13 protein-coding genes, 1 tRNA gene and 1 riboswitch are annotated in these 22,143 nt (G+C 68.7%); of the genes, 8 read left to right on the top strand and 6 right to left on the bottom strand.

The window, feature by feature from the left end:
• Positions 1-2: 2 nt before the first annotated feature.
• Complete coding sequence (locus ACZZZD_RS13240) at positions 3-1,754, bottom strand: amino acid kinase family protein (protein WP_463435629.1); 1,752 nt, start codon at positions 1,752-1,754, stop codon at positions 3-5.
• A 415-nt stretch (positions 1,755-2,169) separates the two neighbouring features.
• Positions 2,170-2,286: riboswitch (SAM riboswitch) on the top strand.
• Positions 2,287-2,361: 75 nt separating this feature from the next.
• On the opposite strand from ACZZZD_RS13240, the gene metX reads away from it, so the two are divergent.
• The 4 genes from metX (at position 2,362) to ACZZZD_RS13220 (ending at position 5,201) form a co-directional block, all read left to right on the top strand.
• The gene (gene metX / locus ACZZZD_RS13235) at positions 2,362-3,414 is read left to right on the top strand and encodes a homoserine O-succinyltransferase MetX (protein ID WP_463435628.1); all 1,053 of its coding nucleotides are present in this window, start codon (positions 2,362-2,364) and stop codon (positions 3,412-3,414) included.
• Positions 3,411-4,592, top strand: a complete 1,182-nt coding sequence (metB, locus tag ACZZZD_RS13230; protein WP_463435627.1) for a cystathionine gamma-synthase — start codon at positions 3,411-3,413, stop codon at positions 4,590-4,592. The genes metX and metB overlap by 4 nt, the downstream gene beginning before the upstream one ends.
• A gap of 52 nt (positions 4,593-4,644) precedes the next feature.
• Positions 4,645-4,719, top strand: a tRNA-Glu gene (locus tag ACZZZD_RS13225).
• A 215-nt stretch (positions 4,720-4,934) separates the two neighbouring features.
• The gene (locus ACZZZD_RS13220) at positions 4,935-5,201 is read left to right on the top strand and encodes a hypothetical protein (protein ID WP_463435626.1); all 267 of its coding nucleotides are present in this window, start codon (positions 4,935-4,937) and stop codon (positions 5,199-5,201) included.
• 161 nt (positions 5,202-5,362) lie between these two features.
• On the opposite strand, the gene ACZZZD_RS13215 is transcribed toward ACZZZD_RS13220, so the two are convergent.
• The 4 genes from ACZZZD_RS13215 to ACZZZD_RS13200 all read right to left on the bottom strand — a co-directional run bounded on the left by ACZZZD_RS13215 (position 5,363) and on the right by ACZZZD_RS13200 (position 10,841).
• Positions 5,363-6,262 carry a hypothetical protein gene (locus ACZZZD_RS13215; protein ID WP_463435625.1) on the bottom strand — a complete coding sequence of 300 codons (900 nt, stop codon included), beginning with the start codon at positions 6,260-6,262 and terminating at the stop codon, positions 5,363-5,365.
• 41 nt (positions 6,263-6,303) lie between these two features.
• Complete coding sequence (gene carA / locus ACZZZD_RS13210; RefSeq protein ID WP_463435624.1) at positions 6,304-7,470, bottom strand: glutamine-hydrolyzing carbamoyl-phosphate synthase small subunit; 1,167 nt, start codon at positions 7,468-7,470, stop codon at positions 6,304-6,306.
• A gap of 82 nt (positions 7,471-7,552) precedes the next feature.
• Positions 7,553-9,790, bottom strand: a complete 2,238-nt coding sequence (locus ACZZZD_RS13205) for a glycoside hydrolase family 3 N-terminal domain-containing protein (protein ID WP_463435623.1) — start codon at positions 9,788-9,790, stop codon at positions 7,553-7,555.
• Positions 9,791-10,037: 247 nt separating this feature from the next.
• Entirely contained in the window at positions 10,038-10,841 is an 804-nt protein-coding gene (locus tag ACZZZD_RS13200; RefSeq protein WP_463435622.1) for a ZIP family metal transporter, read from the bottom strand.
• A gap of 64 nt (positions 10,842-10,905) precedes the next feature.
• Here ACZZZD_RS13200 and proB point away from each other — a divergent pair, with 64 nt between their 5' ends.
• The gene (gene proB, locus ACZZZD_RS13195; RefSeq protein WP_463435621.1) at positions 10,906-12,075 is read left to right on the top strand and encodes a glutamate 5-kinase; all 1,170 of its coding nucleotides are present in this window, start codon (positions 10,906-10,908) and stop codon (positions 12,073-12,075) included.
• Entirely contained in the window at positions 12,072-13,334 is a 1,263-nt protein-coding gene (locus ACZZZD_RS13190) for a glutamate-5-semialdehyde dehydrogenase (protein WP_463435620.1), read from the top strand. Before proB ends, ACZZZD_RS13190 begins: the two co-directional genes overlap by 4 nt.
• A gap of 170 nt (positions 13,335-13,504) precedes the next feature.
• Here ACZZZD_RS13190 and ACZZZD_RS13185 read toward each other — a convergent pair whose 3' ends face one another.
• A complete protein-coding gene (locus tag ACZZZD_RS13185; RefSeq protein ID WP_463435619.1) occupies positions 13,505-15,895 on the bottom strand; it encodes a membrane-bound PQQ-dependent dehydrogenase, glucose/quinate/shikimate family in 2,391 nt (796 codons plus the stop codon).
• Positions 15,896-16,161: 266 nt separating this feature from the next.
• Here ACZZZD_RS13185 and ACZZZD_RS13180 point away from each other — a divergent pair, with 266 nt between their 5' ends.
• Together ACZZZD_RS13180 and gltB are read left to right on the top strand one after the other, a co-directional pair.
• Positions 16,162-17,589 (top strand): NAD(P)-dependent oxidoreductase, encoded by a 1,428-nt coding sequence (locus tag ACZZZD_RS13180; protein WP_463435618.1) that lies wholly within the window; start codon positions 16,162-16,164, stop codon positions 17,587-17,589.
• Positions 17,586-22,139, top strand: coding sequence for a glutamate synthase large subunit (gene gltB / locus ACZZZD_RS13175; protein WP_463435617.1), 4,554 nt, complete (start codon positions 17,586-17,588; stop codon positions 22,137-22,139). The genes ACZZZD_RS13180 and gltB overlap by 4 nt, the downstream gene beginning before the upstream one ends.
• Positions 22,140-22,143: the final 4 nt, after the last annotated feature.

The raw sequence follows: 22,143 nt of genomic DNA, 5'->3' as shown, positions 1-22,143 counted from the left end.
ACCTAGTTCAGGCCCGCATCGGCGCGGCGCGCACGCACGATCTCGGCGAGGTCCGCCATGATGCTCTCGGTCGTGGCCCAGCGCCCGGCGCCCCGGCCCCGGCAACGCCACACCCGGCCGTCGGCGCCATAGACCTTCAGCGCATTGCCCTCGCCGCGCAGGTTGGAGAACAGCGGATCGCCGTGGTCGGCGTTCAGCGACACCGAGGGGCTTATCACCCCGTCCTTCAGGTGCGCGGCGCCGATCTGGCGCACCCCGCCTTCGGCCGAGCTGGCCTCGGTCAGGTGGTCGCGCGGCACCTCGCCGTCGGGCGAGCGGCCGAACGCCTCGTGGCACAGCAGCCGCACCTTGGCCGCCGCATCCAACCCTTCCAGGTCCGACGACGGGTCCTCCTCCGCAAAGCCCGCCGCGCGCGCATCGGCCAGGGCCTCGTTGAAGGCCGCGCCGTCGCCCAGCCGTTCCAGCATGAAGTTGACCGTGCCGTTCAGCACCGCCTCGAACCCGACCACATCGCCCGCCGCACGGGCCGCGCGCACCGTCTCGATCATCGGAGATCCGCCCCCGACCGAGGCCGACCAGAAGATGCGCCGGCCGTGCGCCTGGGCCAGATCCTGAAGGCCGCCCGGATCGCGGGCGACCGCCTGTTTGTTGGCGCTGGCCACGTCGCAACCAGCCTCCAGCGCGGCGCGGATCACTGCATGACCCGCCTCGCCTTCCGACAGGGCTTCCAGCACGATGTCGGGCTTTTTCGCCCACAGATCGTCGGCGTTCGCCGTGAACAGCGAGGCCGGACAGGCCACGTCGCGCGCCTTCTTGGGATCTCTCACCAGCACCCCGACCACGTCATAGCGCGGATCGCTGAGCAACCGCCCCAGCACCCCGCCGCCGACCACGCCGCACCCCGCGACCGCCACCTTCAGCGGCGGCAGGGCAGGCGCCGGGCCCGGAGGCGCCGACTTGTCGCCGATGACCGTGCCGTCGGCCCGGTCCAGCGCCGCCACCTCGATCTCGACCCCCCGGCTTTCGCCCAGGTCGATGGCGTCGTGCTGAACCAGCGCCCCGCCCAGCTTGCGCGCCACGTCCCAGGACGCGCGGCGATAACGCAGGGCCGGGGCCGTATTGTCGTTGGGATCGTGGTCGTAGAGGCCGTCCACGTCCTTGACCAACCGCACCCGCTTCAGCCCCAGTTCGGCCGCCAGGAAGACCGCCGTCAGGTCCGATCCGCCCCGCCCCAGCAGGGCCACCTTGCCGTCGGGCCGCACCGCGCCGAAACCGGGCACCACCACCACCTCGTGCCGGTCCAGCGCCTGTTTCAACTGGTCGGGCCGCAGGCCGCAGGGCCGCGAATGCTCCGGTTCACCCTCCGCCACGATGCCCAGTTCGCGCACCGACAGGGCGCAGGCGTCCAGGCCGATCCGGTCGCAGGCGATGGCGACCAGGGCCGCCGACTTCTCCTCGCCCAGCGCGACATAGCCGGGCAGCAGGTCGTTGGAATGGGCCAGGCCCAGCGCCCGCGCCTCGCCCAGCAGCCGGTCCGTCGCCCCTCCGAAGGCCGAGACCACCGCCACCACCTTTCGCCCCGCCCGCACATGGCCATAGACGGCCGAGGCGACCAGCGGCGCCTCCGCCGGACTGCGCAGGATGGACGAGCCGAACTTCAGCACCACCACTTCGGGGCCAACCAAGCCTGGTGAAGACTGACTGCTGGGGTCGAGGCTCTCGGATTTCTCTACGACGGCGAGTGAGGCGGACATTGGAGTTCTCGGAAAAGTCGGGATGGGGTGGGGTGAAATAGAAAAACCCCGCCAGGCGGACCGGGCGGGGTTCGGGTTCTGCGGTTGCCGGGGTTCGGCGCGCTAAACTCGTCCCGCCCGTGAGGGCATGGTGATGGTGGTGGTGGTCGTGCCAATAATCATGCCGAAACGCGTCGCGGCGAGGCCGGCGACGGTGGAAAGTTCGGCGATGATCGAGCGCTGTTGCACAGGGCAGGTCCGGTTGAAATCTGAGCCTAGGGTGATCGGACCACCCCCATCCTGTCAAGCGACGATGGATGATTTTTTCGCGACAGGTCGATTTTTGCTCATTTCACACCCGACCGCCTCACGCCACAGCCGCTAATGGCATGAATTTTCCGCTTGACCGGCGCTGTCTGTTTGATCAACGTAAAGTCACTCATCAAGACCAGCCGAGGGATTAGGCCCTTTGACGCTGGGGCAACCATCGGGTCTCACAACTCGAAACGGTGCCAACTCCTGCGAGATCCTTCGGGATCGCGAGAGATGAGTGGAGCATCGGCGAGACGACGCTCCACGATCTGTCACCGCATCGAGCCTTGCTGAGCGAGAACGATGCGGAACGACGATGACCCTGGCTGAAACCTCTCTGTTCGAAGATCCCGACTGTCGCACCGCGCCAGCCGAGCGGCTTGGCCGCGCCCCCGTCCGTGAACGCGGCGGCGCCCGCGACGTCATCGTGCCCATCCCCGCCGACTTCCGCCTGGCCTCGGGCGAACGGCTGAACCAGCCCAACATCGTCGGCCGCGTGCACGGCCGGATCGGAGCGCCCGTCGTCGTCGTCGCCGGCGGCATCTCGGCCGGTCGTTTCGTCCACCGCACCGAGACCAACGGTCTGGGCTGGTGGTCGGGCGCCGTGTCGGTGCGCGGCCCCATCGACCTGAGCCGTTTCCAGGTCCTGGCCGTCGACTTCGCCCCCGGCGCCGAGTTCCTGGAAACCCCCGTCACCATCACCACCCACGATCAGGCCCGCCTGCTGGCCCTGGTGCTGACCCATCTGAAGATCGAGCGCGTCTCCGCCTTCGTCGGCTGCTCCTACGGCGGCATGGTCGGTCTGGCCTTCGCCGAACTGTTTCCCGACTGGGCCGAGCAGCTGATCGTCGTTTCCGCCGCCCACCGCGCCCATCCCCAGGCCACCGCCTGGCGCGGCATCCAGCGCCGCATCCTTCAGTTCGCCGTCGCCGCCGGTCGCCCCGAGGAAGGCGTCGCCCTGGCCCGCGAACTGGCCATGACCACCTACCGCACGGCCGAAGAGTTCCACGACCGCTTCGAGACCACCGCGCCCACGGCCGTCGGCGGCGCCTATCCCGTCTGCGACTATCTGACGGCGCGGGGCCAGGCGTATCGCACCCACACAACCCCGGCCCGCTGGCTGTCGATGTCCGACTCGCTGGACCGCCACAGCGTGACGCCCGAAGCCATCACCACCCCGGTCACCCTGATCGGCTTCACCTCCGACCGGCTGGTGCCGATCGACGACATCCGCGAACTGGCCGCGCGGCTGCCGACCCTGTGGCGCTTCGTCGAGGCGCCCTCCCTCTACGGCCACGACGCCTTTCTGAAGGAGGACGCCTTCGTCGGCGACATCCTCCGCGCCGCCTTCAAGGATATCAAAGCATGACCCGCCGCCCAGCTGATCCGCACACCATCGCCGCCCGCACGGGCGTGGACTCGGACACGGCCCACGGCGCGGTCATGCCGCCGCTGTATCTGTCGTCGAACTATTCCTTCGCCGGCTTCGACCAGAAGCGGAAGTACGACTACAGCCGTTCGGGCAACCCGACCCGCGACGTCCTGGCCGAGACCCTGACCGAGCTGGAAGGCGGCGCCGGCGCCGTGATCACCGCCACCGGCATGGCCGCCGTCGACCTGCCCCTGGCCCTGCTGGAGCCGGGCGACCTGCTGATCGCGCCGCATGACTGCTACGGCGGCACCTGTCGCCTGCTGAACGCCCGCGCGAAGAAGGGTCATTTCGAGCTGCTGCTGGTCGATCAGGGCGATCCCGTCGCCTTCGAGGCGGCGCTGGCGCTGAAACCCAAATTGGTCCTGGTCGAGACCCCGTCCAACCCCCTGCTGCGACTGGTCGATGTCGCCGACATCTGCACCCGCGCCCATGCGGCCGGCGCCAAGGTCGTCTGCGACAACACCTTCCTGTCGCCGGCGCTTCAGAACCCGATCAAGCTGGGCGCCGACTTCGTCGTCCACTCGACCACCAAATTCATCAACGGCCATTCGGACGTGGTCGGCGGCGCGGTCATCTCGGCCGATCCCGAGGATCACCAGACCCTGGCCTGGTGGGCCAATTGCACCGGCGTGACCGGATCGCCGTTCGACGCCTATCTGACCCTGCGCGGCGTGCGCACCCTGTTCGCCCGCATCGAACGGCAACAGGCCACGGCCGGCAAGATCGCGGAACTGCTGAACGCCCACCCGGCGGTCAGGGCCGTCCACTATCCCGGCCTGAAGTCCCACCCCAACCACGCCCTGGTCGCCGCCCAGCAGGCCGGCCCCGGCGCCATGCTCAGCTTCGAACTGGAAGGCGGGACCGAGGCCGTGCGCGACCTGGTCGAGGCGCTGGAGATCTTCACCCTGGCCGAGTCCCTGGGCGGCGTCGAAAGCCTGATCGCCCACCCCGCCACCATGACCCACGCCGCCATGACGCCGGAGCAGCGCGCGACCGCCGGCATCGGCGATGGTCTGGTGCGCCTGTCGGTCGGGCTGGAGCATGTCGAGGACCTGATCGCCGACCTGTTCCCGGCGCTGGACGCCGTCATCCCCGCCAAGGCCGAAGCGGCGTAAGTTTTCGCTTGCAGGAGGGGCCGAACCGGGGCAAATGCGCCGCCCCGGCCGCGGTCCCTTCGTCTATCGGTTAGGACGTCAGGTTTTCAACCTGAAAAGAGGGGTTCGACTCCCCTAGGGACTGCCACCGGCGCCGCCTTGGCGACATCCATCCGACATCGTCGAGCGAACGCTCCGAGCCCGGATTAAGATTTCAGTAACCATTTTGTTCGGAACCGGGCAGTAAGCCTCTCGATTCATGGACTTTTTTCGGACGCACTGAGGAACTATCCACAGAGCCTGTGGTTAACCCACCGTTAGCTCGGCGCAGAAGCGCCTCTCCCTCCCGCACCGAGACACTGAATGTTCATCGCCATCGCCCGCCCGGCGGTGGAGCCCCAAGGCCCCGACGCCGTCGCCGTCCCCGGCTCTCCCGCCATCGCCGAACTGTCGCCCCGCGCCCTTCATGCGCGCCTTCTCGAAAACGCCGCCCTGCGCCGGATGCGCGGGCTGGAACGCCGTCGCGAGCATCGCCTCGAAGACGCCGACTACTGGCTGCACGCCGCGCCCATGGCGGTCAAAAAAGCCAGCGCCCTGCGCGAGGAACGCAGCTTCGCTCCCCTGCCCTGATCGCATCGACTCCTGCTCTCGGCGATAAATCGTGGGAGGCGGCGCTTCCGACTTGCCTCCCACGCACGACGCGCACTGGCCTTCGATCCGACGTCATCCGATCTGGACGCCATCATCGCGAGCGCCTGGGCTGGCGCAGCCGCGCCGACCGCGTCGCCTGATCAGCGAAGGTCGGGCAATCGGCGTCGGATCGACGCCGAGGCCTTGCCTCGCCAGCGCGTGACAAGGCTCGTTCCCGCCTGGACCCTGTCCGGCAGGCCCTGGCTCCACCGTTTCTTGACAGCCTCGACGAGGTCCGGGATGCGGTCGTACTGGTGGATGATCGGGCTGACGCTGTTATCCGGATTGACGATCAGGCCCCCCTGCAGTCGCACCCCCTCGTCGGACATGCCTATGGTGGCGACGCGGCGATAGTTATCCTGAACCTCGGCATCCAGCAGGCCGTAGCCGACGGCGAAGGCGAGCGACGCCTGATCGACGCCGAATCCCCCGCCGATCGCAGAGCGCGGAATGGCGCCCAGAGTCACGATCAGCCGACAGAGGCGACCGATCTCGCCCGCCGGCCCCACAATCGTCCCGGCGCAGATGCAGCGGCGATCCGCCAGCGCCTGCGCCAGTTCATCCCCGGCCAAGGCGCGCAGATGCTTCATCTGGAACTGATGATCCGCCATGCGTCCGCGTTCATATTCGACGAACACCTCCAGTCCGCGCGGGGCCGGTTCAAACGGCGACGCCTGGAAGACGACGTCGCGCACATCGGTCAGCAGGACATGACGCAACGCGGGCCGGTCGGCCACGAAGGCGGCGTAGGCGGCGAAGCGAGAGACAACGGGCTGGGGCGCCCATTCGCCATCTTCAGTCACCACCACCGCCTCGACGTCATGCGCAGCCAGGAAGGTCGATACGGCAGGGTCGTCGCCGACGAACAGGGCCACGGGCCCGGAATAGACCGCCCGAAGGGACCGGACGAAGGCCTCGATATGGTTCACGCCATAGCCGGTGGCGTATCCCAGGACGATGTCCTGATCCCCGCCGCCGCGCGTCGGACGAACGGGGGCCATCACCCCGCCCAGCCAGCGAAGGTAGCGCGAACGGGTGATCGTCAGGCCTCCCCCGCACCCATCAGGTCCGCGAACCGGTCGAACAGATACAGGCTGTCGGTCGGTCCGGGCGAGGCCTCGGGGTGGTGCTGGACGCTGAAGATCGGCTTGTCCTTGACCGCGATGCCGCAGTTGGTGCCGTCGAACAGGCTGACGTGGGTTTCGGTCACGGCGTCGGGCAGGCTGTCGCGATCCACGGTGAAGCCGTGGTTCATCGACACGATCTCGACCTTGCCGGTGGTCAGGTCCTTGACCGGATGGTTGGCGCCGTGGTGGCCCTGTTCCATCTTCACCGTCCGGGCGCCCAGGGCCAGGGCCAGCATCTGGTGACCCAGGCAGATGCCCATCAGGGGCTTACCGCTGGCGACCAGCTTTTGAATTTCGGGCACGGCGTATTCGCCGGTCGCGGCCGGATCGCCCGGTCCGTTCGACAGCACGACGCCGTCGGGATTGCGGGCCAGAACCTCTTCCGCCGTCGTCGTCGCCGGGACCACGGTGATCCGGGCGCCGGTCGAGGCCAGGGCGCGCAGAATGTTGCGCTTCACGCCATAGTCGATGACCACGACGTCCTTGCGACCTTCAGTCTTCGGATGACCTTCCGGCCATTCCCACAGGCCCTCGTCCCATTCGAACGCCTGCAGCGTCGAGGCGGGCTTGGCCAGGTCCAGGCCGACCAGGCCGGTCCAGGCCCTGGCTTGGGCGATCAGGGCGTCCAGGTCGAACTCGCCGTTCGGATCATGGGCGATGACCGCGTGGGGCGCGCCCTTGTCGCGGATGATCTTGGTCAGGGCGCGGGTGTCCACGCCGGCCAGACCCACAACGCCGCGACGCTTCATCCAGTCGTCGAAGCTAGCGTCCGAGCGATAGTTGGCCGGATCGGTCGGCACGTCGCGGAAGATCGCCCCCCGCGCCGAGGTCTCGGACCCGCCGCCGATCTGTTCGATGTCTTCAACATTGGTGCCGGTGTTGCCGACGTGCGGGAAGGTGAAGGCCAGAATCTGGCTCATGTAGGACGGGTCGGTCAGAATTTCCTGATAGCCGGTCATGGCGGTGTTGAAGACCACCTCGCCCAGGGCCGAACCGACGGCGCCGACGCCGATGCCTTGCAGGATTGTGCCGTCGGCGAGCGCGAGGACGCCGGTCGCGCCCGGAAGTAGTTTGGTCGTCATGGGCGCGCTCCTAAAACCGAATCCGGCCAACACGAAGGCCGGAGGCAAACGGCGGCGTCGTTAAGCCCTGCAGTCGCCCGGGTCAACGACCATCGGTGATCGAGGCCGGTCCGATCAGCTGGAAAGTCGCCGTCGCCCCGCCCTGGGCGTGCGGCGCCAGCCACACGTCGAACAGGCCCGGCTCGATGCGCCAGGTCTCGTCCGCGCCGATGAAGCCCAGCTGGCGGGGGTTCAGGGTGAAGGTCACCTTCTCGCTTTGGCCCGGACGCAGCGACACCCGCTTGAAGTCCTTCAGCAGCCGTCCCGGCTGGGTCAGGCTGGCGACCCGGTCGTGGATATAGAGCTGCACCAACTCCTCGGCCGCGCGCGATCCGGTGTTTGTCACGGTCACCGCCACATCCAGCGTTCCGGCCCACTGGAGTTTGTCGCTTTCCATCTCGATCGGCCCATAGCTGATCGCGCCATAGGTCAGGCCATAGCCGAACGGATAAAGCGCCGTGTTGGGCGTCTCGCGATAGCGGGACTTGTATTCCTCGGTCGCCAGATCGGGATTGGCCGGGCGGCCGGTCGTCTTGCGGTCGTAGGAATAGGGCTGCTGGCCCGACTTGTGCGGGAAGCTGATCGGCAGACGCGCCGACGGGCCGTGATCGCCGAACAGGATGTCGGCGACGGCATGACCCATCTGTTCGCCCAGGAACCAGGTCACGACGATGGCCTGGGCGTTCTTGACGTTGCCTTCCAGCGCCAGTGCCCGGCCATTGCGCAGCAGGATGACCATGGGCTTGCCCAGGGCCGTCATGGCGTCCACCAGCGCGACCTGCGGCGCAGGCACCACGATCTCGGTCCGCGACTGGGCCTCGCCCGACATATTGGTCGCCTCGCCGATGGCCAGGACGATGACGTCGGCGTCGCGGGCGGCCGCGATGGCCTGGTCGATCCCGCCGTCCAGCGGCGTCTCGACGCCCGAACCGCGCGCGATGCTCAGACGCTGGGGATCGCTCATGGCCGCACGGAAGCCGGCCTCCAGCGAGACGCGGCGCTCGGGCGCGCCCCAGATGGTCCACGGTCCCCAGACATTGTCCACGTCGTCGGCGAACGGGCCGATCAGGGCGATCTTCTGGCTCTTGTTCAGCGGCAAGAGGCCATTGTCGTTCTTCAGCAGCACGACCGACTTGCGGCCCGCCTCGCGTGACAGTTCGATATGTTCGCGCGCGCCCACGACGGCCTTCTCGCGCACCGGATCGGTGCCGCGATAGGGATCGTCGAACAGGCCCAGCGCCGCCTTGGTGTTCAGGACGCGGCGCACCGCCTCGTCCAGACGCGCCATAGACACCTCGCCCGAGGCAACCAGGCCGGGCAGATGCTCCAGATACAGGCCCGACACCATCGACACGTCGACCCCGGCGTTGAACGCCAGGCGCGCGGCGTCGCGACCGTCCTCGGCGAAGCCGTGGGCCACCAGTTCCTGTTCCGAGGTGTAGTCTGAGACCACGAAGCCTTCGAAGCCCCATTCCCCGCGCAGGATGTCGGTCAGCAGCTTGCGGCTGCCCGACGCCGGCACGCCGTTCACGTCGTTGAAGGCGCTCATGATCGACAGGGCGCCGGCGTCCACCGACGCCTTGAACGGCGGTAGGAAGACCCCGCGCAGCGTCTGCTCGCTCATGTCGGTGGTGTTGTATTCCATCCCGCCGACGGCGGCGGAATAGGCGGCCATGTGTTTGGCGGTGGCCAGGACGGCGTCGCGGTCGTCCAGCCCCTTGTCGCCCTGGAAGCCGCGCACGCGGGCGGCGGCCAGCAGGTTGTTCAGCAAAACGTCCTCGCCGGCGCCCTCGACGTTGCGACCCCAGCGCTGGTCCCGCGCCACATCCACCATGGGGGCGTAGGTCTGGTGCACGGCCGACGCCGCCGTCTCGATGGCCGCCGCCCGCGCGGTGCGCCGCGCCAGTTCGGTGTCGAAGGCCGCGGCCTCGGCCAGCGGCACCGGGAAGATGGTGGACAGGCCGTGGATCACGTCCGCCGCGAACAGCAGCGGGATTTTCAGCCGGCTTTCCTCCATCGCCACCTGCTGGATCTGGCGGCCCGTCTCGGCGCCGATGCCGTTGAACAGGCTGCCGACCTTGCCTTCACGGATCAGGGCGGTGACGCGCGCGGGGTCCCCCGTGCCGTCCAGCGGGTTGACCGCCGTGGGCATCCAGCGGAACGGATCGGCCAGCAGGTTCAGCTGCCCCGCCTTCTCCTCGACCGTCATGGCCGCGATCAGATCTTCGATCTTCTGGCGGTGACGCGCGACAGTGCGGGACGCTTGGGCGGATACAGGCATGGGGAACACTCCGGCGCCCATCAGGGCCAAAAGCCCCAGGCCAGACAAGAAATTTCTACGGGAAGCCGCAGGCTTGAGAGGTCGCGTCATTTAAGCTGGCGCTCCTTGCGGGGGACTAATCGAGCAGCGAGAGCGCAGGCCTAGCCCTTCGCGCACGACGGCTTCAACCCCCGCCGGCCATGTAAATCGATGTAACGCCCCGGTGTGCGGTCACGCCGCGTTTCATGCGAGGGCGTCATCCCCCGCATCATCCCAGCGCGATATCAAGGAACATCATCCCCACCAGGCCGATCATCAGGCCGATCATCGAGCCCTCGCCCTTGGACTTCTCGCGGGTCTCGGGAATGATTTCGGCGGTGACGACATAGATCATGGCCCCGGCCGCAAGACCCAGGCCCCAAGGCAGGGCGCCGGGCAGCACATCCACCACGCTGGCCCCGATCAGGCCGCCGATCGGCTCGACCAGCCCCGACGCCACGGCGGCCAGGAAGGCGGGCCAACGGCCATAGCCCAGGGTCGCCATCGCGGCCGATACCGCCAGCCCCTCGGGCATGTTCTGGATGCCGATGCCGATGGCGGTGGACAGGCCCTGATGCATGTCGCCGCCGCCGAAGCTGACGCCCACGGCCGCGCCCTCGGGAAAGTTGTGCAGGGTGATGGCGATGATGAACAGCCAGATGCGCCGTGACAGGTCACGCGATCCCGCCGGGCCGATGGCCAGCATGTCCACCGGCGCGAACCGGTTCATCAGGCCGATCACCGTCGCCCCGATCAGCACCGCCGTCCCCATGACGCCGGCCGCCGCCGCCTGGCTGGCCCCGCCGGCCTGCAACACGTCCACGCCGGGAATGATCAGCGAGAAGAAGGACGCCGCCAGCATGACCCCGGCGGCGAAGCCCAGCAGGGCGCTCTGGGTCTGAACCCCCGCCTTGCGGAAGAACAGCAGAGGCACGGCGCCGACCGCCGTCATCATGCCCGCCGCCAAACTGCCGAGACCGCCCGCGGCGATCGGGGCCAAGCCGCCGGCAGCAGGGAAAAGAGATTCCATCATCCGCCTGCATTGCGGCGCGACGCGGCAAGAGACAAGCCCGAACCGCCGCGTTAGAGAAAGCTTCATGTCCCAGGCTGTCGCCCTCCCCAAAAGCCCAAGCCCTGGAGCCGACGCCGCATCGGCCCTGGCGGCCGCCCGCCGCGTCGTGGTCAAGATCGGATCTTCCCTGCTGATCGACGCCGCCACGCGTCGGCCGACGCGCGACTGGCTGGCGGCCGTCGCCTCGGATCTGGCGACGCTGAAGGCCGAGGGGCGCGAGGTCATCGTCGTCTCGTCTGGCTCCATCGCCTTGGGCCGGGGGCGTCTGCCGAAACTGGGCGCGCGGCTGGAGGACAAGCAGGCGGCCGCCTCGGTCGGTCAGTCGCTGCTGATGGCCGCCTGGTCCGAGGCGCTGGCGCCCCACGGCCTGATCGCAGGCCAGGTGTTGCTGACGCGCGACGACACCGAACGCCGCCGACGTTGGCTGAACGCCCGCGCCACGATCCAGGCCCTGCTGACCCACGGCGTCATCCCCATCGTCAACGAGAACGACACCGTCGCCACCGAAGAGATCCGCTACGGCGACAACGACCGGCTGGCGGCCCGCACGGCCCAGCTGGCGCGAGCGGACTTGCTGATCCTGCTGTCGGACGTGGACGGCCTCTACACCGCCGATCCGCGCCGTGATCCGAACGCCGCCCACCTGCCGCTGATCGAGGCCCTGACCCCCGACATCCTGGCCATGGGCGGGGGCGCCAACGCCGATGCGGGCGTGGGCACGGGCGGTATGGCGACCAAGCTGGCGGCGGCCCAGATCGCCCGTTCGGCCGGCTGCGCCACCATCATCGCCTCGGGCCAGACCCTGTCGCCCCTCTCGGCCGTGCGCGACGGCGCGCGGGCCACCCTGATCGCCGCGCCCGACGGGCCGATGGCCGCCTATAAGCAATGGATCGCCGGCAGCCTGTCGCCGGCCGGAACCCTGACGCTGGACGCTGGCGCGGTGACGGCGCTGAAGGCGGGCAAGAGCCTGCTGCCCGCAGGGGTCACCGGCGTGTCCGGCGGCTTCGAGAAGGGCGACTGCGTGCGCCTGATCGACCCGGACGGCCGCTCGGTCGGCGTGGGGCTCGCCGCCTACGCCGCCGACGAGGCCGCGCGCATTCGCGGCCGACGCTCCGACGAGATCGAGACCCTGCTGGGCTATCGCGGGGCCTCGGTCCTGATCCACCGCGACGACATGGTGCTGGACGACCGATGACCGATCTTTCGACCCAAATGCTTGAGATGGGCCAGCGCGCCCGCACCGCCGCAGCCGCCTTGCGCGAAGCCCCGGCCGAAGCCCGCACCCACGCGCTGGAGCTCTTGTCCGCAAAGCTGAAGGCGGCCGAACCCGCCCTCCTGGCCGCCAACGCCCGCGACGTGGCCGCCGCTCGCGAGGGCGGCATGACCGAGGCCCTGATCGACCGGCTGTCGCTGACGCCCGCCCGCGTCGCCGGGATGGTTCAGGCCGTGGCGACCATCGCCGCCGTGCCCGACCCCCTGGGCGTCGAGACCGAACGCTGGACCCCCGCCAACGGCCTGGACATCGCCCGCGTCCGCACCCCCATCGGCGTGCTGGGCGTGATCTACGAAAGCCGCCCCAACGTCACCGCCGACGCCGCCGCCCTGTGCATCCGGTCCGGCAATGCGGCCATCCTGCGCTGCGGCTCCGACTGCCTGCAATCGTCGCTCGCCATCGCCGCCCTGATCGCCGAGGCCTTGGCCGAGGCCGACCTGCCTGCCGATGCGATCCAGCTGGTCGACACCCCCGACCGCGAGGCCGTGGGCCTGATGCTGACCGGCCTGAACGGCGCCATCGACGTCATCATTCCGCGCGGCGGCAAGAGCCTGGTCGCCCGTGTTCAGGCCGAGGCCCGCACGGCGGTGCTCAGCCATCTGGAAGGCCTGAACCACACCTATCTGCACCACGCCGCCGATGTGGATGCCGCCCGCGCCATCATCCTGAACGCCAAGATGCGGCGCGTCTCGGTCTGCGGCGCGACCGAGACCCTGCTGGTGGACCGCGAGGGCGCCCAGCGCCTGCTGCCGCCTGTCGCCGCCGACCTGATCGCCGCCGGCTGCGAACTGCGCGGCGACGCCGACGCCTGCGCCTTGGTCCCCGCTATGATCCCGGCGACCGAGGCCGACTGGGTCACCGAATATCTGGCGCCCATCCTGTCGGTGCGGATCGTGGACGATCTGGACGCCGCCACCGACCATATCGCCCGCTACGGCTCGGGCCACACCGAGGCCATTGTCACCACCGACACCGCCGCCGCCGAACGGTTCGCGGCGCGGGTGGACAGCGCCATCGTCCTGATCAACGCCTCGACCCAGTTCGCCGACGGCGGCGAGTTCGGTTTCGGCGGCGAAATCGGCATCTCCACCAACCGCCTGCACGCGCGCGGGCCTGTCGGCGCCGAACAACTGACCACCTACAAATATGTCGTGCGTGGGCAAGGCCAGATCAGGCCCTAACCTTCTCCCTCCCCGTCCGGGGAGGGTGGCTGAGCCGCAGGCGAAGCCGGGTGGGGGCGGCAAGCGACACATCGCTGAATGAAAAGAGGCGGCTCGTTTCCAAGCCGCCCCCACCCGGTCGCTGGCGCGACCTCCCTCCCCCGAGGGGGAGGGAGATTTAGTGCGTCAACTCAGCCGCGTTGCGGCAGGGCATACGCGATCACATAGTCGCCCTCCGGCGTCTCCATGAAGTGATGGCCGCCGGCCATGATGACCAGATACTGGCGGCCGTTCTGCTCATAGATCATCGGGTTGGCCTGGCCGCCCGCAGGCAGGACGTCGGACCAGACGGTCTTGCCCGTCTCGATGTCGATGGCGCGGATCAGGTCGTCGGTCGCGGCGGCGATGAAGATCAGGCCGCCCGCCGTGACCACCGACCCGCCGTTGTTCGGCGTGCCGATCTCCAGCGGCAGGTGTGAGGCGATGCCCCACGGGCCGTTCTTGCGCGCCGTGCCGAACGGACGGTCCCACAGGGTCTTGCCCGAGCGCAGGTCGATGGCGGTGATGCCGCCGTACGGAGGCTCCTTGCACAGCAGGCCGGTCCACTTCACCCGCCAGCCGGCGTTGACGTCGATGGCGTAGGGCACGCCGATCTGAGGATCGCCGGCGCCTTCGCCCTTGGACAGGCTGCCGCCGCGTTCGGCCGCTTCCTTCTGCTGGGCGATGTAGCGAGGGTCGTCGCGCGGGAACCAGCCCAGCTTGTCGGCCTCGGCGCGAGGCACTAGGCGGTTGTAGTTGGGCATGTCGTTATAGTTGGCGACGATCACGCCGCGCGCCGGATCGACCGCCACGCCGCCCCAGTCGGAACCGCCGTTGTAGCCCGGATAGTTGATGTAGTGGTTGGTCGAGGGCGGGGTGTAATAGCCCTGATAGTTCGCCTTCTTGAAGTTGATGCGGCACATCATCTGATCGATCGGCGACATGCCCCACATGTCGGCCTCGACCAGGTTGCGCTTACGCAGGGTGGCGAACAGCGAGAACGGCTGGGTCGGCGAACGCTGCCCCTGTTCCGTGCCGCCGGTCGTGGGAACCTTGCGCTCCTCGACGCCGTGCAGCAGCTGACCTGTGGCGCGGTTGAACACATACATGTCGCCTTGCTTGGAGGGCAGCAGCACGGCCGGCACGACGCCGTTCGCGGTCGGATAGTCGATCAAGGTCGGCTGGGATCCCATGTCGAAATCCCACACGTCGTTATGCACCGTCTGATAATGCCAGCGCGGCTTGCCGGTGGTCACGTCCAGAGCGACCAGCGATGTGGAGTACTGCTTCTCCAGCGGACGGCGCGAACTGGACCAGTAGTCGGCGGCCGAGTTGCCCATCGGCAGATAGACCAGGCCCAGGGCCTCGTCGCCCGTCGCCGTCGTCCACATGTTCGGCGTGCCCGGCGTGTACATCTCGCCTTCGGGCGGCAGGCCGCTGCGGTCCGGCCGCATCATGTCCCAGGCGAAGCGCAGCGCGCCGGTCTCGACGTCGAAGCCCTGGATCACGCCCGAGGCGTTCCAGCGCTTTTGACCGTCAAGCACCTGATGCCCGGTGACGATGATCCCGCGCACGATGATGGGGGCCGAGGTGATCGACACCATCCCCGGATAGGGATCGCCCATGCCGGTCTTGATGCTGACGGCGCCGTTCTGACCGAAGGCCGGGCACGGACGACCGTTGCGGGCGTCGACCGCGACGATGCGGCCGTCCAGCGTGCCCTCGACGATCTTGGTCGCGCAGGGCTCGGCCGGATTGGCGTTCGCCCGCGCATGATAGGTCACGCCACGGCAGGCGGCGGTGTAGGGGATCTGGTCGTCGGCGACCTGGGGATCATAGGTCCAGATCTGCTTGCCGGTGGACGCATCCAGCGCGAACAGCTTGTTGCGCGCCGAGCAGAGATAGACGGTGTTCCCAACCTTCAGCGGCGTGGTCTCCGCGCCCCAGCGTTCGCCGGGCAGGTCGCCGGTGCGGAAGGTCCAGGCCCGTTCCAGCTTGCCGACATTGTCCTTGTTGATCTGGTTCAGCGGCGAATAGCGCTGGGCGCTGTCGGTCCCGCCATAAGCCGGCCAGTCGGCGCCGGTTCTCAGCAGGGCCGGATCGTTATAGGCGCCGCGCGCGCCGGGAACCGGGCTCATCACCTGGGCCTGATTGGCCTGGGCGACCACGACGCCGAAGACGACGGTCAGCACCGCAAGCCCTAGCGCGCCCAAGCCCGCTGTCTTGCCCCCGCCCCGCGACCGCAGCACCGGCAGCGTCGCCAGCACCAGGAACATCAGCACCAGCGGTCCGACCAGACGCGGGACCAGGGCCCAGCCGTTCAGACCTTTTTCCCACAGCGCCCAGATCAGGGTGAACAGGAAGGTCGCGCCATAGATCCACGCGCCCTTGATGTCGCGCAGGACAAGGAAAAAGCCCGACGCGATCAGCGCCAGGCCCGCAATCAGATAATACCAGGAACCGCCCAGCGTCACGAGTTGGACGCCGCCGACGGCCAGAACCAGCCCGATGACGGCCAGCAGAAGACCAAGGAGCAGCGTCAACCACCCTCCCAGGCCGGTCGGGGTTGTCCATCGTGGCATGATCGCTCTCTCTGGCTATAGATCGAGCCTCGGCAACGCTTGGTGCGCCGGCGGGTTCCGATTGTCGCACCCTGGAACAAAATCCTGTTGCAGCGCACGCGGCGATTTCAAACAACTTTTGACGACAAAAACGGCGTTCGTGGATGATTTATTCTTTTTTGCCAGCTGATAATCGCTCGCCGCAATAATATTTGCCTTGAACCGGCAGTTTGCCGCATATGCGCGCTATGCATAAGACCCTGAAGCAAGGCGGGACTTTCGTCGTCGAACCACGCCGTCTCTCAAAGGCCTCGGCCGAACTGCGCGCGCGCGGCTTCGGCGAGATCACGATTCCTCCGTCGACCGAGACGGCCGAGAAACAGGCGTCGCGCTGCACCGACTGCGGCGTGCCGTTCTGCCAGAACGCCTGCCCGCTTCAGAACAACATCCCCGACTGGCTGCGCCTGTCGGCCGAGAACGAGCCGCGCGAGGCCTGGCGCGTCGCGGCCCTGACCTCGACCATGCCCGAAATCTGCGGCCGCATCTGCCCGCAGGATCGACTGTGCGAGGGGGCGTGCACATTAAACCAGTCCGGTTGGGACGCCGTCACCATCGGCTCGGTCGAGGCGTGGCTGGGAGACAAGGCCTTCGCCAACGGCTGGGTCGAACCGATCCGTCCGGCGGCGGAACGCGGCGAGAGCGTGGGCATCGTCGGCGCCGGCCCGGCCGGTCTGGCCGCCGCCGACCGCCTGCGCACCGAGGGCTATCAGGTCACCGTCTATGACCGGCACGACCGCGCCGGCGGCCTGCTGATCTACGGCATCCCCGGCTTCAAGCTGGAGAAGCACGTCGTCCAGCGCCGCGTGGACCGTCTGATCGACGGCGGCGTCCAGTTCGTTCTGGGCTGCGAGGTCGGCAAGGACGTGACCCTGACCGAACTGCGCCAGCGCCACGACGTGGTCCTGCTGGCCATGGGCGTCTATCAGCCGCGCATCCTGTCGGCGCCCGGTCGCGGCGCGGACTCGACCGTCGAGGCCCTGTCCTATCTGACGCATCAGAACCGCCGCGACCTGGGCGACGCCGAACAGGACGGCTGGCACGAGGCGCGCGGCAAGCGGGTGGTCGTGATCGGCGGCGGCGACACCGCCATGGACTGCGTCCGCACCGCTGTCCGCCAGGGCGCGGCCTCCGTCACCTGCCTGTATCGTCGCGACCGCGAGAACATGCCCGGTTCGGCCCGCGAGGTCGTCAACGCCGAGGAGGAAGGCGTCGTTTTCGAATGGCTGGGCGCGCCCAAGGCCCTGCTGTCGCAAGGCGACACCGTCACCGGCGTCCGCGCCGCCCGGATGCAGCTGACGGAAAGCCTGCCCGGCCAGCGTCGCGACATCGTGCCCGTCCCCGGCGCCGACTTCGACATTCCGGCCGACATCGTCATCGAGGCCCTGGGCTTCTCGCCCGAGCCGTTCGCGGCGCACGAGCCCGATCTGCGCCTGCGCGACGACGGCACGATCAAGGTCGGCTCCATCAGCTTCGCCACCAGTCTGCCCGGCGTCTTCGCCGCCGGCGACGCGGTGCGCGGCGCCTCCCTGGTCGTCTGGGCCGTCCGCGAAGGCCAGGACGCCGCCGCCGAGATCGACCGCCACTTCAAGACCCGCACCGAGGAGGTCGCAGCATGAGCGCTCATGCAGGCCAAGGGCCGATAGCGCCCCAAGAGGGTGACTGGCTGACCAATTACGAAGAGACCCGCGACCGTCTGGAAGCCGGAAACGCCTATGATCGCAGCTCGGAGCGCGACGCCTGCGGCGTGGGCCTGATCTGCTCCATTGACGGCACGCCGCGCCGCGACGTGGTCGAATATGCGATCCGCAGCCTGAAGGCCGTGGCTCACCGCGGCGCGGTCGATCCCGACGGCCTGTCGGGCGACGGCGCCGGCATCATGGCCGAACTGCCCCAGGGCTTCTTCGCCGAACAGGTGGCCTCCATCGGCCAGTCACTGCGTCCCGGCCCGATCTGCGTCGGCCAGGTCTTCCTGCCGCGCACCGATCTGGGCGCCCAGGACCGCGCCCGCGCCATCGTCGAGACCGAGGCCCTGCGCGCCGGGTTCTGGATCTATGGCTGGCGCCAGACGCCCATCGACCTGTCGGTCGTGGGGACCAAGGCCGGCGCGACCCGGCCCGAGATCGAACAGATTATGCTGGCCCCGCCGCTGGACGACGCAGGCGAACCCCTGGACGGCGAGGCGCTGGAGCGCGAGCTGTACCTGTGCCGCCGCCGCATCGAGAAGACGGTCAAGACCGAGAACCTGGCCGCCGTCTATATCTGCACCCTGTCCGCGCGCTCCATCGCCTACAAGGGCATGGTGCGGGCCGAGCTGCTGGGCGACCTGTATCCCGACCTGGAGGACCCGCGTTTCGTCTCGGCCTACGCCGTCTTCCACCAGCGCTATTCGACCAACACCTTCCCCGAATGGAAGCTGGCCCAGCCCTTCCGCATGATGGCCCACAACGGCGAGATCAACACGCTGAAGGGCAACCTGAACTGGATGAAGTCGCACGAGATCCGCATGGCCGCCCAAGCCTTCGGCGACCGCGACCGCGAAGTGAAGCCGGTGGTCCAGCCGGGCGGGTCGGACAGCGCCGCCCTGGACAATGTCATGGAGGTGCTGGTCCACGCCGGTCGCCCCGCGCCGATGGCCAAGGCCCTGCTGATCCCCGAGGCCTGGTCCAAGGACGACGTGGTCATGCCCGCCGAACACCGGGCCTTCTACGCCTATTGCAATGCGGTCATGGAGCCGTGGGACGGCCCCGCCGCCATCTGCGCCGCCGACGGCCGCTGGATCGTGGCGGGCAAGGACCGCAACGGCCTGCGTCCCCTGCGCGCCGTCGAGACCGTCGATGGTTTGCTGATGGCCGGGTCCGAGGCCGGCCTGGTGCCGATCCCCGAAAGCCGGGTGAAGCGGCGCCTGCACATCGGCCCCGGCAAGCTGATCGCAGTCGATATGAAGCACGGCCGTCTGTACGACGAGCATGAGGCCATCGACGCACTGTCCGCCGCCCACCCCTATACCGAGTGGCTGGACAATATGGTCGATCTGGAGCCGATCATCGGCCCCGGACCCGAGCCGCGCTCGGCCTCGGGCGAGGCCCTGACCCGTCGTCAGATCGCCGCCGGATACAGCCGAGAGGACCTGGACCTGCTGCTGGACGCCCTGGTGCGCGACGGCAAGGAGGCGGTCGGCTCGATGGGCGACGACGCCCCGCCGGCGGTGCTGTCGGCCCTGCCGCGTCCGCTGAGCCACTATTTCCGCCAGAACTTTTCGCAGGTCACCAACCCGCCCATCGACCCCTTGCGCGAAGCGGGGGCCATGAGCCTGAAGACCCGGTTCAAGAACCTGGGCAACATCCTGGCCGAGGAAGCGGCCCAGACCGACGTCTTCGTTCTGGACAGCCCCGTCCTGACCAACGGCATGTACGAGCGGATGGTCGAGACGATCGGCGCCGGTTCGACCGTGGTCATCGACTGCAGCTATGATGTGCCGGGCGAAGACGCCCGCTCGGGCGCCGGCCTGCGCGCGGCCCTCGACCGGATCATGGACGAGGCCGAGGCCGCCGCCCGCGACGGCGCGGCCCTGATCGTGCTGACGGATCAGGCGGGGGCCGTGGATCGTCTGGCCGCGCCGATGATCCTGGCCACCGCCGGTGTCCACGGCCGCCTGACAAAGGCCGGACTGCGTTCCTACTGCTCCATCGTGGTCCGCACGGCCGAGACGCTGGACCCGCACGGTTTCGCGGTCCTGGTCGGGGTGGGCGCCACCACCGTAAACGCCTGGCTGGCCCAGGACCTGTTCCAGGAGCGTCTGGACCGGGGCCTGTATCCCGGCCTGACGCTGCGCGACGCCTGTCTGAACTACAAGGCGGGCATCGAGGCGGGCCTGCTGAAGACCCTGGCCCGCAAGGGGATCAGCGTCATCTCCGCCTATCGCGGCGGCTGCGAGTTCGAGGTGCTGGGCCTGTCGCGCGCGCTGACGGCCGAGTTCTTCCCCGGCGCCCCGTCGCGCATCTCCGGCATCGGTCTGGCCGGTCTGGAGCAGGCGGCGATGAAGCGGCACAAGGTGGCCTGGGGCGAGGCCCTGCCTTCCCCCGCCATCGGCGGCTTCTTCAAGATCCGCTCGGGCGGCGAGGCCCACGCCCACGAAGCCAAGACCATCCACCTGCTGCAGGACGCCTGCAACCGGGGCGACTACCGCCGCTTCAAGCAGTTCTCGGAAGTCGTCCGCGCCCAGGCGGACCTGTCCTTGCGCGACCTCTTGGACTTCCGCGAAGGCGTCGCCATTCCGCTGGACCAGGTCGAGAGCGTATCCGACATCCGTCGCCGCTTCCTGACCCAGGCCATGTCGCTGGGCGCGCTCGGTCCCGAGGCGCACGAGACGCTGAACATCGCCATGAACCGCATCGGCGCCCGCTCGGTCTCGGGCGAGGGCGGCGAGGATCCCGAACGCTATCACCCGCGCGCCAACGGCGACGACGCCAACTCGGCGGTCAAGCAAGTGGCCTCTGGCCGGTTCGGCGTCACCGCCGAATATCTGAACCAGTGCCGCGAGATCGAGATCAAGGTGGCCCAGGGCGCCAAGCCCGGCGAGGGCGGGCAGCTGCCCGGCTTCAAGGTGACCGAGTTCATCGCCAAGATGCGCCACGCCGTGCCCGGCACGACCCTGATCTCGCCGCCGCCGCACCACGACATCTATTCGATCGAGGACCTGGCCCAGCTCATCTATGACCTGAAGGCCATCAATCCCGATGCGCGCGTGACGGTGAAGCTGGTGTCCGCCTCGGGCATCGGCGCCATTGCTTCCGGCGTGGCCAAGGCAAACGCCGACGCCATCCTGATCGCCGGCCACAACGGCGGCACCGGCGCCTCGCCCCAGACCTCGATCAAGCACGCGGGCCTGCCGTGGGAGATCGGCTTGGCCGAGGCCCACCAGGTGCTGACGCTGAACAATCTGCGCGGCTCGGTCACCCTGCGCACCGACGGCGGGGTCCGCACCGGCCGCGACGTCGTCATCGCCGCCATGCTGGGGGCCGAGGAATACGGCGTCGGCACCGCCGCCCTGATCGCCATGGGCTGTCTGATGGTGCGCCAGTGCCATTCCAACACCTGCCCCGTCGGCGTCTGCTCCCAGGACGACCGGCTGCGCGAGAAGTTCACCGGCACCCCGGACAAGGTGGTCAACCTGTTCACCTTCATCGCCGAGGAGACGCGCGAGATCCTGGCCTCCATCGGCGCGCGGACGATGGACGAGATCATCGGCCGCACCGACCTGTTGCGTCAGGTCCGTCGCGGCGGCTCGCACCTGGACGACCTGGACCTGAACCCCCTGCTGGTTCAGGTGGACGAGGGCGCGGCGGGCAAATGGGCCGACAAGACGACCCGCAAGCCCATCGCCGACAGCCTGGACGCGCGAGTGCTGCAGGACGCCGTCCGCTTCCTGGATCGCGGCCAGACGCTGGAACTGTCCTATCCGCTGAACAACACCCAGCGCACGGTCGGCGCCGCCGTTTCGTCCGCCATCGTGCGGCGCTTCGGCCCTCAGGGACCGGCCGGTCGCCTGAAGCTGCGCCTGGAAGGCATCGCGGGCCAGAGCTTCGGCGCCTTCGCCGCCAAGGGTCTGGAACTGCACCTGACGGGCGAGGCCAACGACTATGTCGGCAAGGGGCTGTCGGGCGCCGAAATCTCGGTTCGCACGCCCGAATGGCGCGAGGATCAGCTGATCTGCGGCAACACCACCCTGTATGGCGCCACCTCCGGCCGGCTGTTCGTCGCCGGTGCGGCGGGCGAACGGTTCGCGGTCCGCAACTCGGGCGCCGAGGCCGTGGTCGAAGGCCTGGGGGCGCACGGCTGCGAATATATGACCGGTGGTCGTGTAGTCGTGCTGGGCTCGGTCGGCTGGAACCTGGCGGCGGGCATGAGCGGCGGCGAGTTGTTCGTGCTGGACCAGCCGGGCTTTGCCGAGCGGGCTCTGAACGGCGACCTGGCGGGCGTATCCGACATCGACGCGGCGGCGGCCGAACGGCTGCGCGGTCTGGTCGAGGCGCATCTGGCGGCGACCGCGTCTCCGCTGGCTCGACGCCTGCTCGGCGACTGGGACAACACGCTGCAAAGGTTCGTGCGGATCGTTCCGCTGACGGACATTGTCCCCCGGTCGGAACGGCTTAAGACTTCCGCCTGACCTC

Source organism: Brevundimonas sp. AC546 (assembly GCF_979258305.1).
This window is presented reverse-complemented; position numbering and strand designations above follow the sequence as displayed.

What these genes read in the sequence shown, in the direction of transcription:
- ACZZZD_RS13240 (WP_463435629.1), bottom strand. Translation starts at nt 1,754, where the DNA reads ATGTCCGCCTCACTCGCCGTCGTAGAGAAATCCGAGAGCCTCGACCCC.
- metX (WP_463435628.1), top strand. Translation starts at nt 2,362, where the DNA reads ATGACCCTGGCTGAAACCTCTCTGTTCGAAGATCCCGACTGTCGCACC.
- metB (WP_463435627.1), top strand. Translation starts at nt 3,411, where the DNA reads ATGACCCGCCGCCCAGCTGATCCGCACACCATCGCCGCCCGCACGGGC.
- ACZZZD_RS13220 (WP_463435626.1), top strand. Translation starts at nt 4,935, where the DNA reads ATGTTCATCGCCATCGCCCGCCCGGCGGTGGAGCCCCAAGGCCCCGAC.
- ACZZZD_RS13215 (WP_463435625.1), bottom strand. Translation starts at nt 6,262, where the DNA reads ATGGCCCCCGTTCGTCCGACGCGCGGCGGCGGGGATCAGGACATCGTC.
- carA (WP_463435624.1), bottom strand. Translation starts at nt 7,470, where the DNA reads ATGACGACCAAACTACTTCCGGGCGCGACCGGCGTCCTCGCGCTCGCC.
- ACZZZD_RS13205 (WP_463435623.1), bottom strand. Translation starts at nt 9,790, where the DNA reads ATGCCTGTATCCGCCCAAGCGTCCCGCACTGTCGCGCGTCACCGCCAG.
- ACZZZD_RS13200 (WP_463435622.1), bottom strand. Translation starts at nt 10,841, where the DNA reads ATGATGGAATCTCTTTTCCCTGCTGCCGGCGGCTTGGCCCCGATCGCC.
- proB (WP_463435621.1), top strand. Translation starts at nt 10,906, where the DNA reads ATGTCCCAGGCTGTCGCCCTCCCCAAAAGCCCAAGCCCTGGAGCCGAC.
- ACZZZD_RS13190 (WP_463435620.1), top strand. Translation starts at nt 12,072, where the DNA reads ATGACCGATCTTTCGACCCAAATGCTTGAGATGGGCCAGCGCGCCCGC.
- ACZZZD_RS13180 (WP_463435618.1), top strand. Translation starts at nt 16,162, where the DNA reads ATGCATAAGACCCTGAAGCAAGGCGGGACTTTCGTCGTCGAACCACGC.
- gltB (WP_463435617.1), top strand. Translation starts at nt 17,586, where the DNA reads ATGAGCGCTCATGCAGGCCAAGGGCCGATAGCGCCCCAAGAGGGTGAC.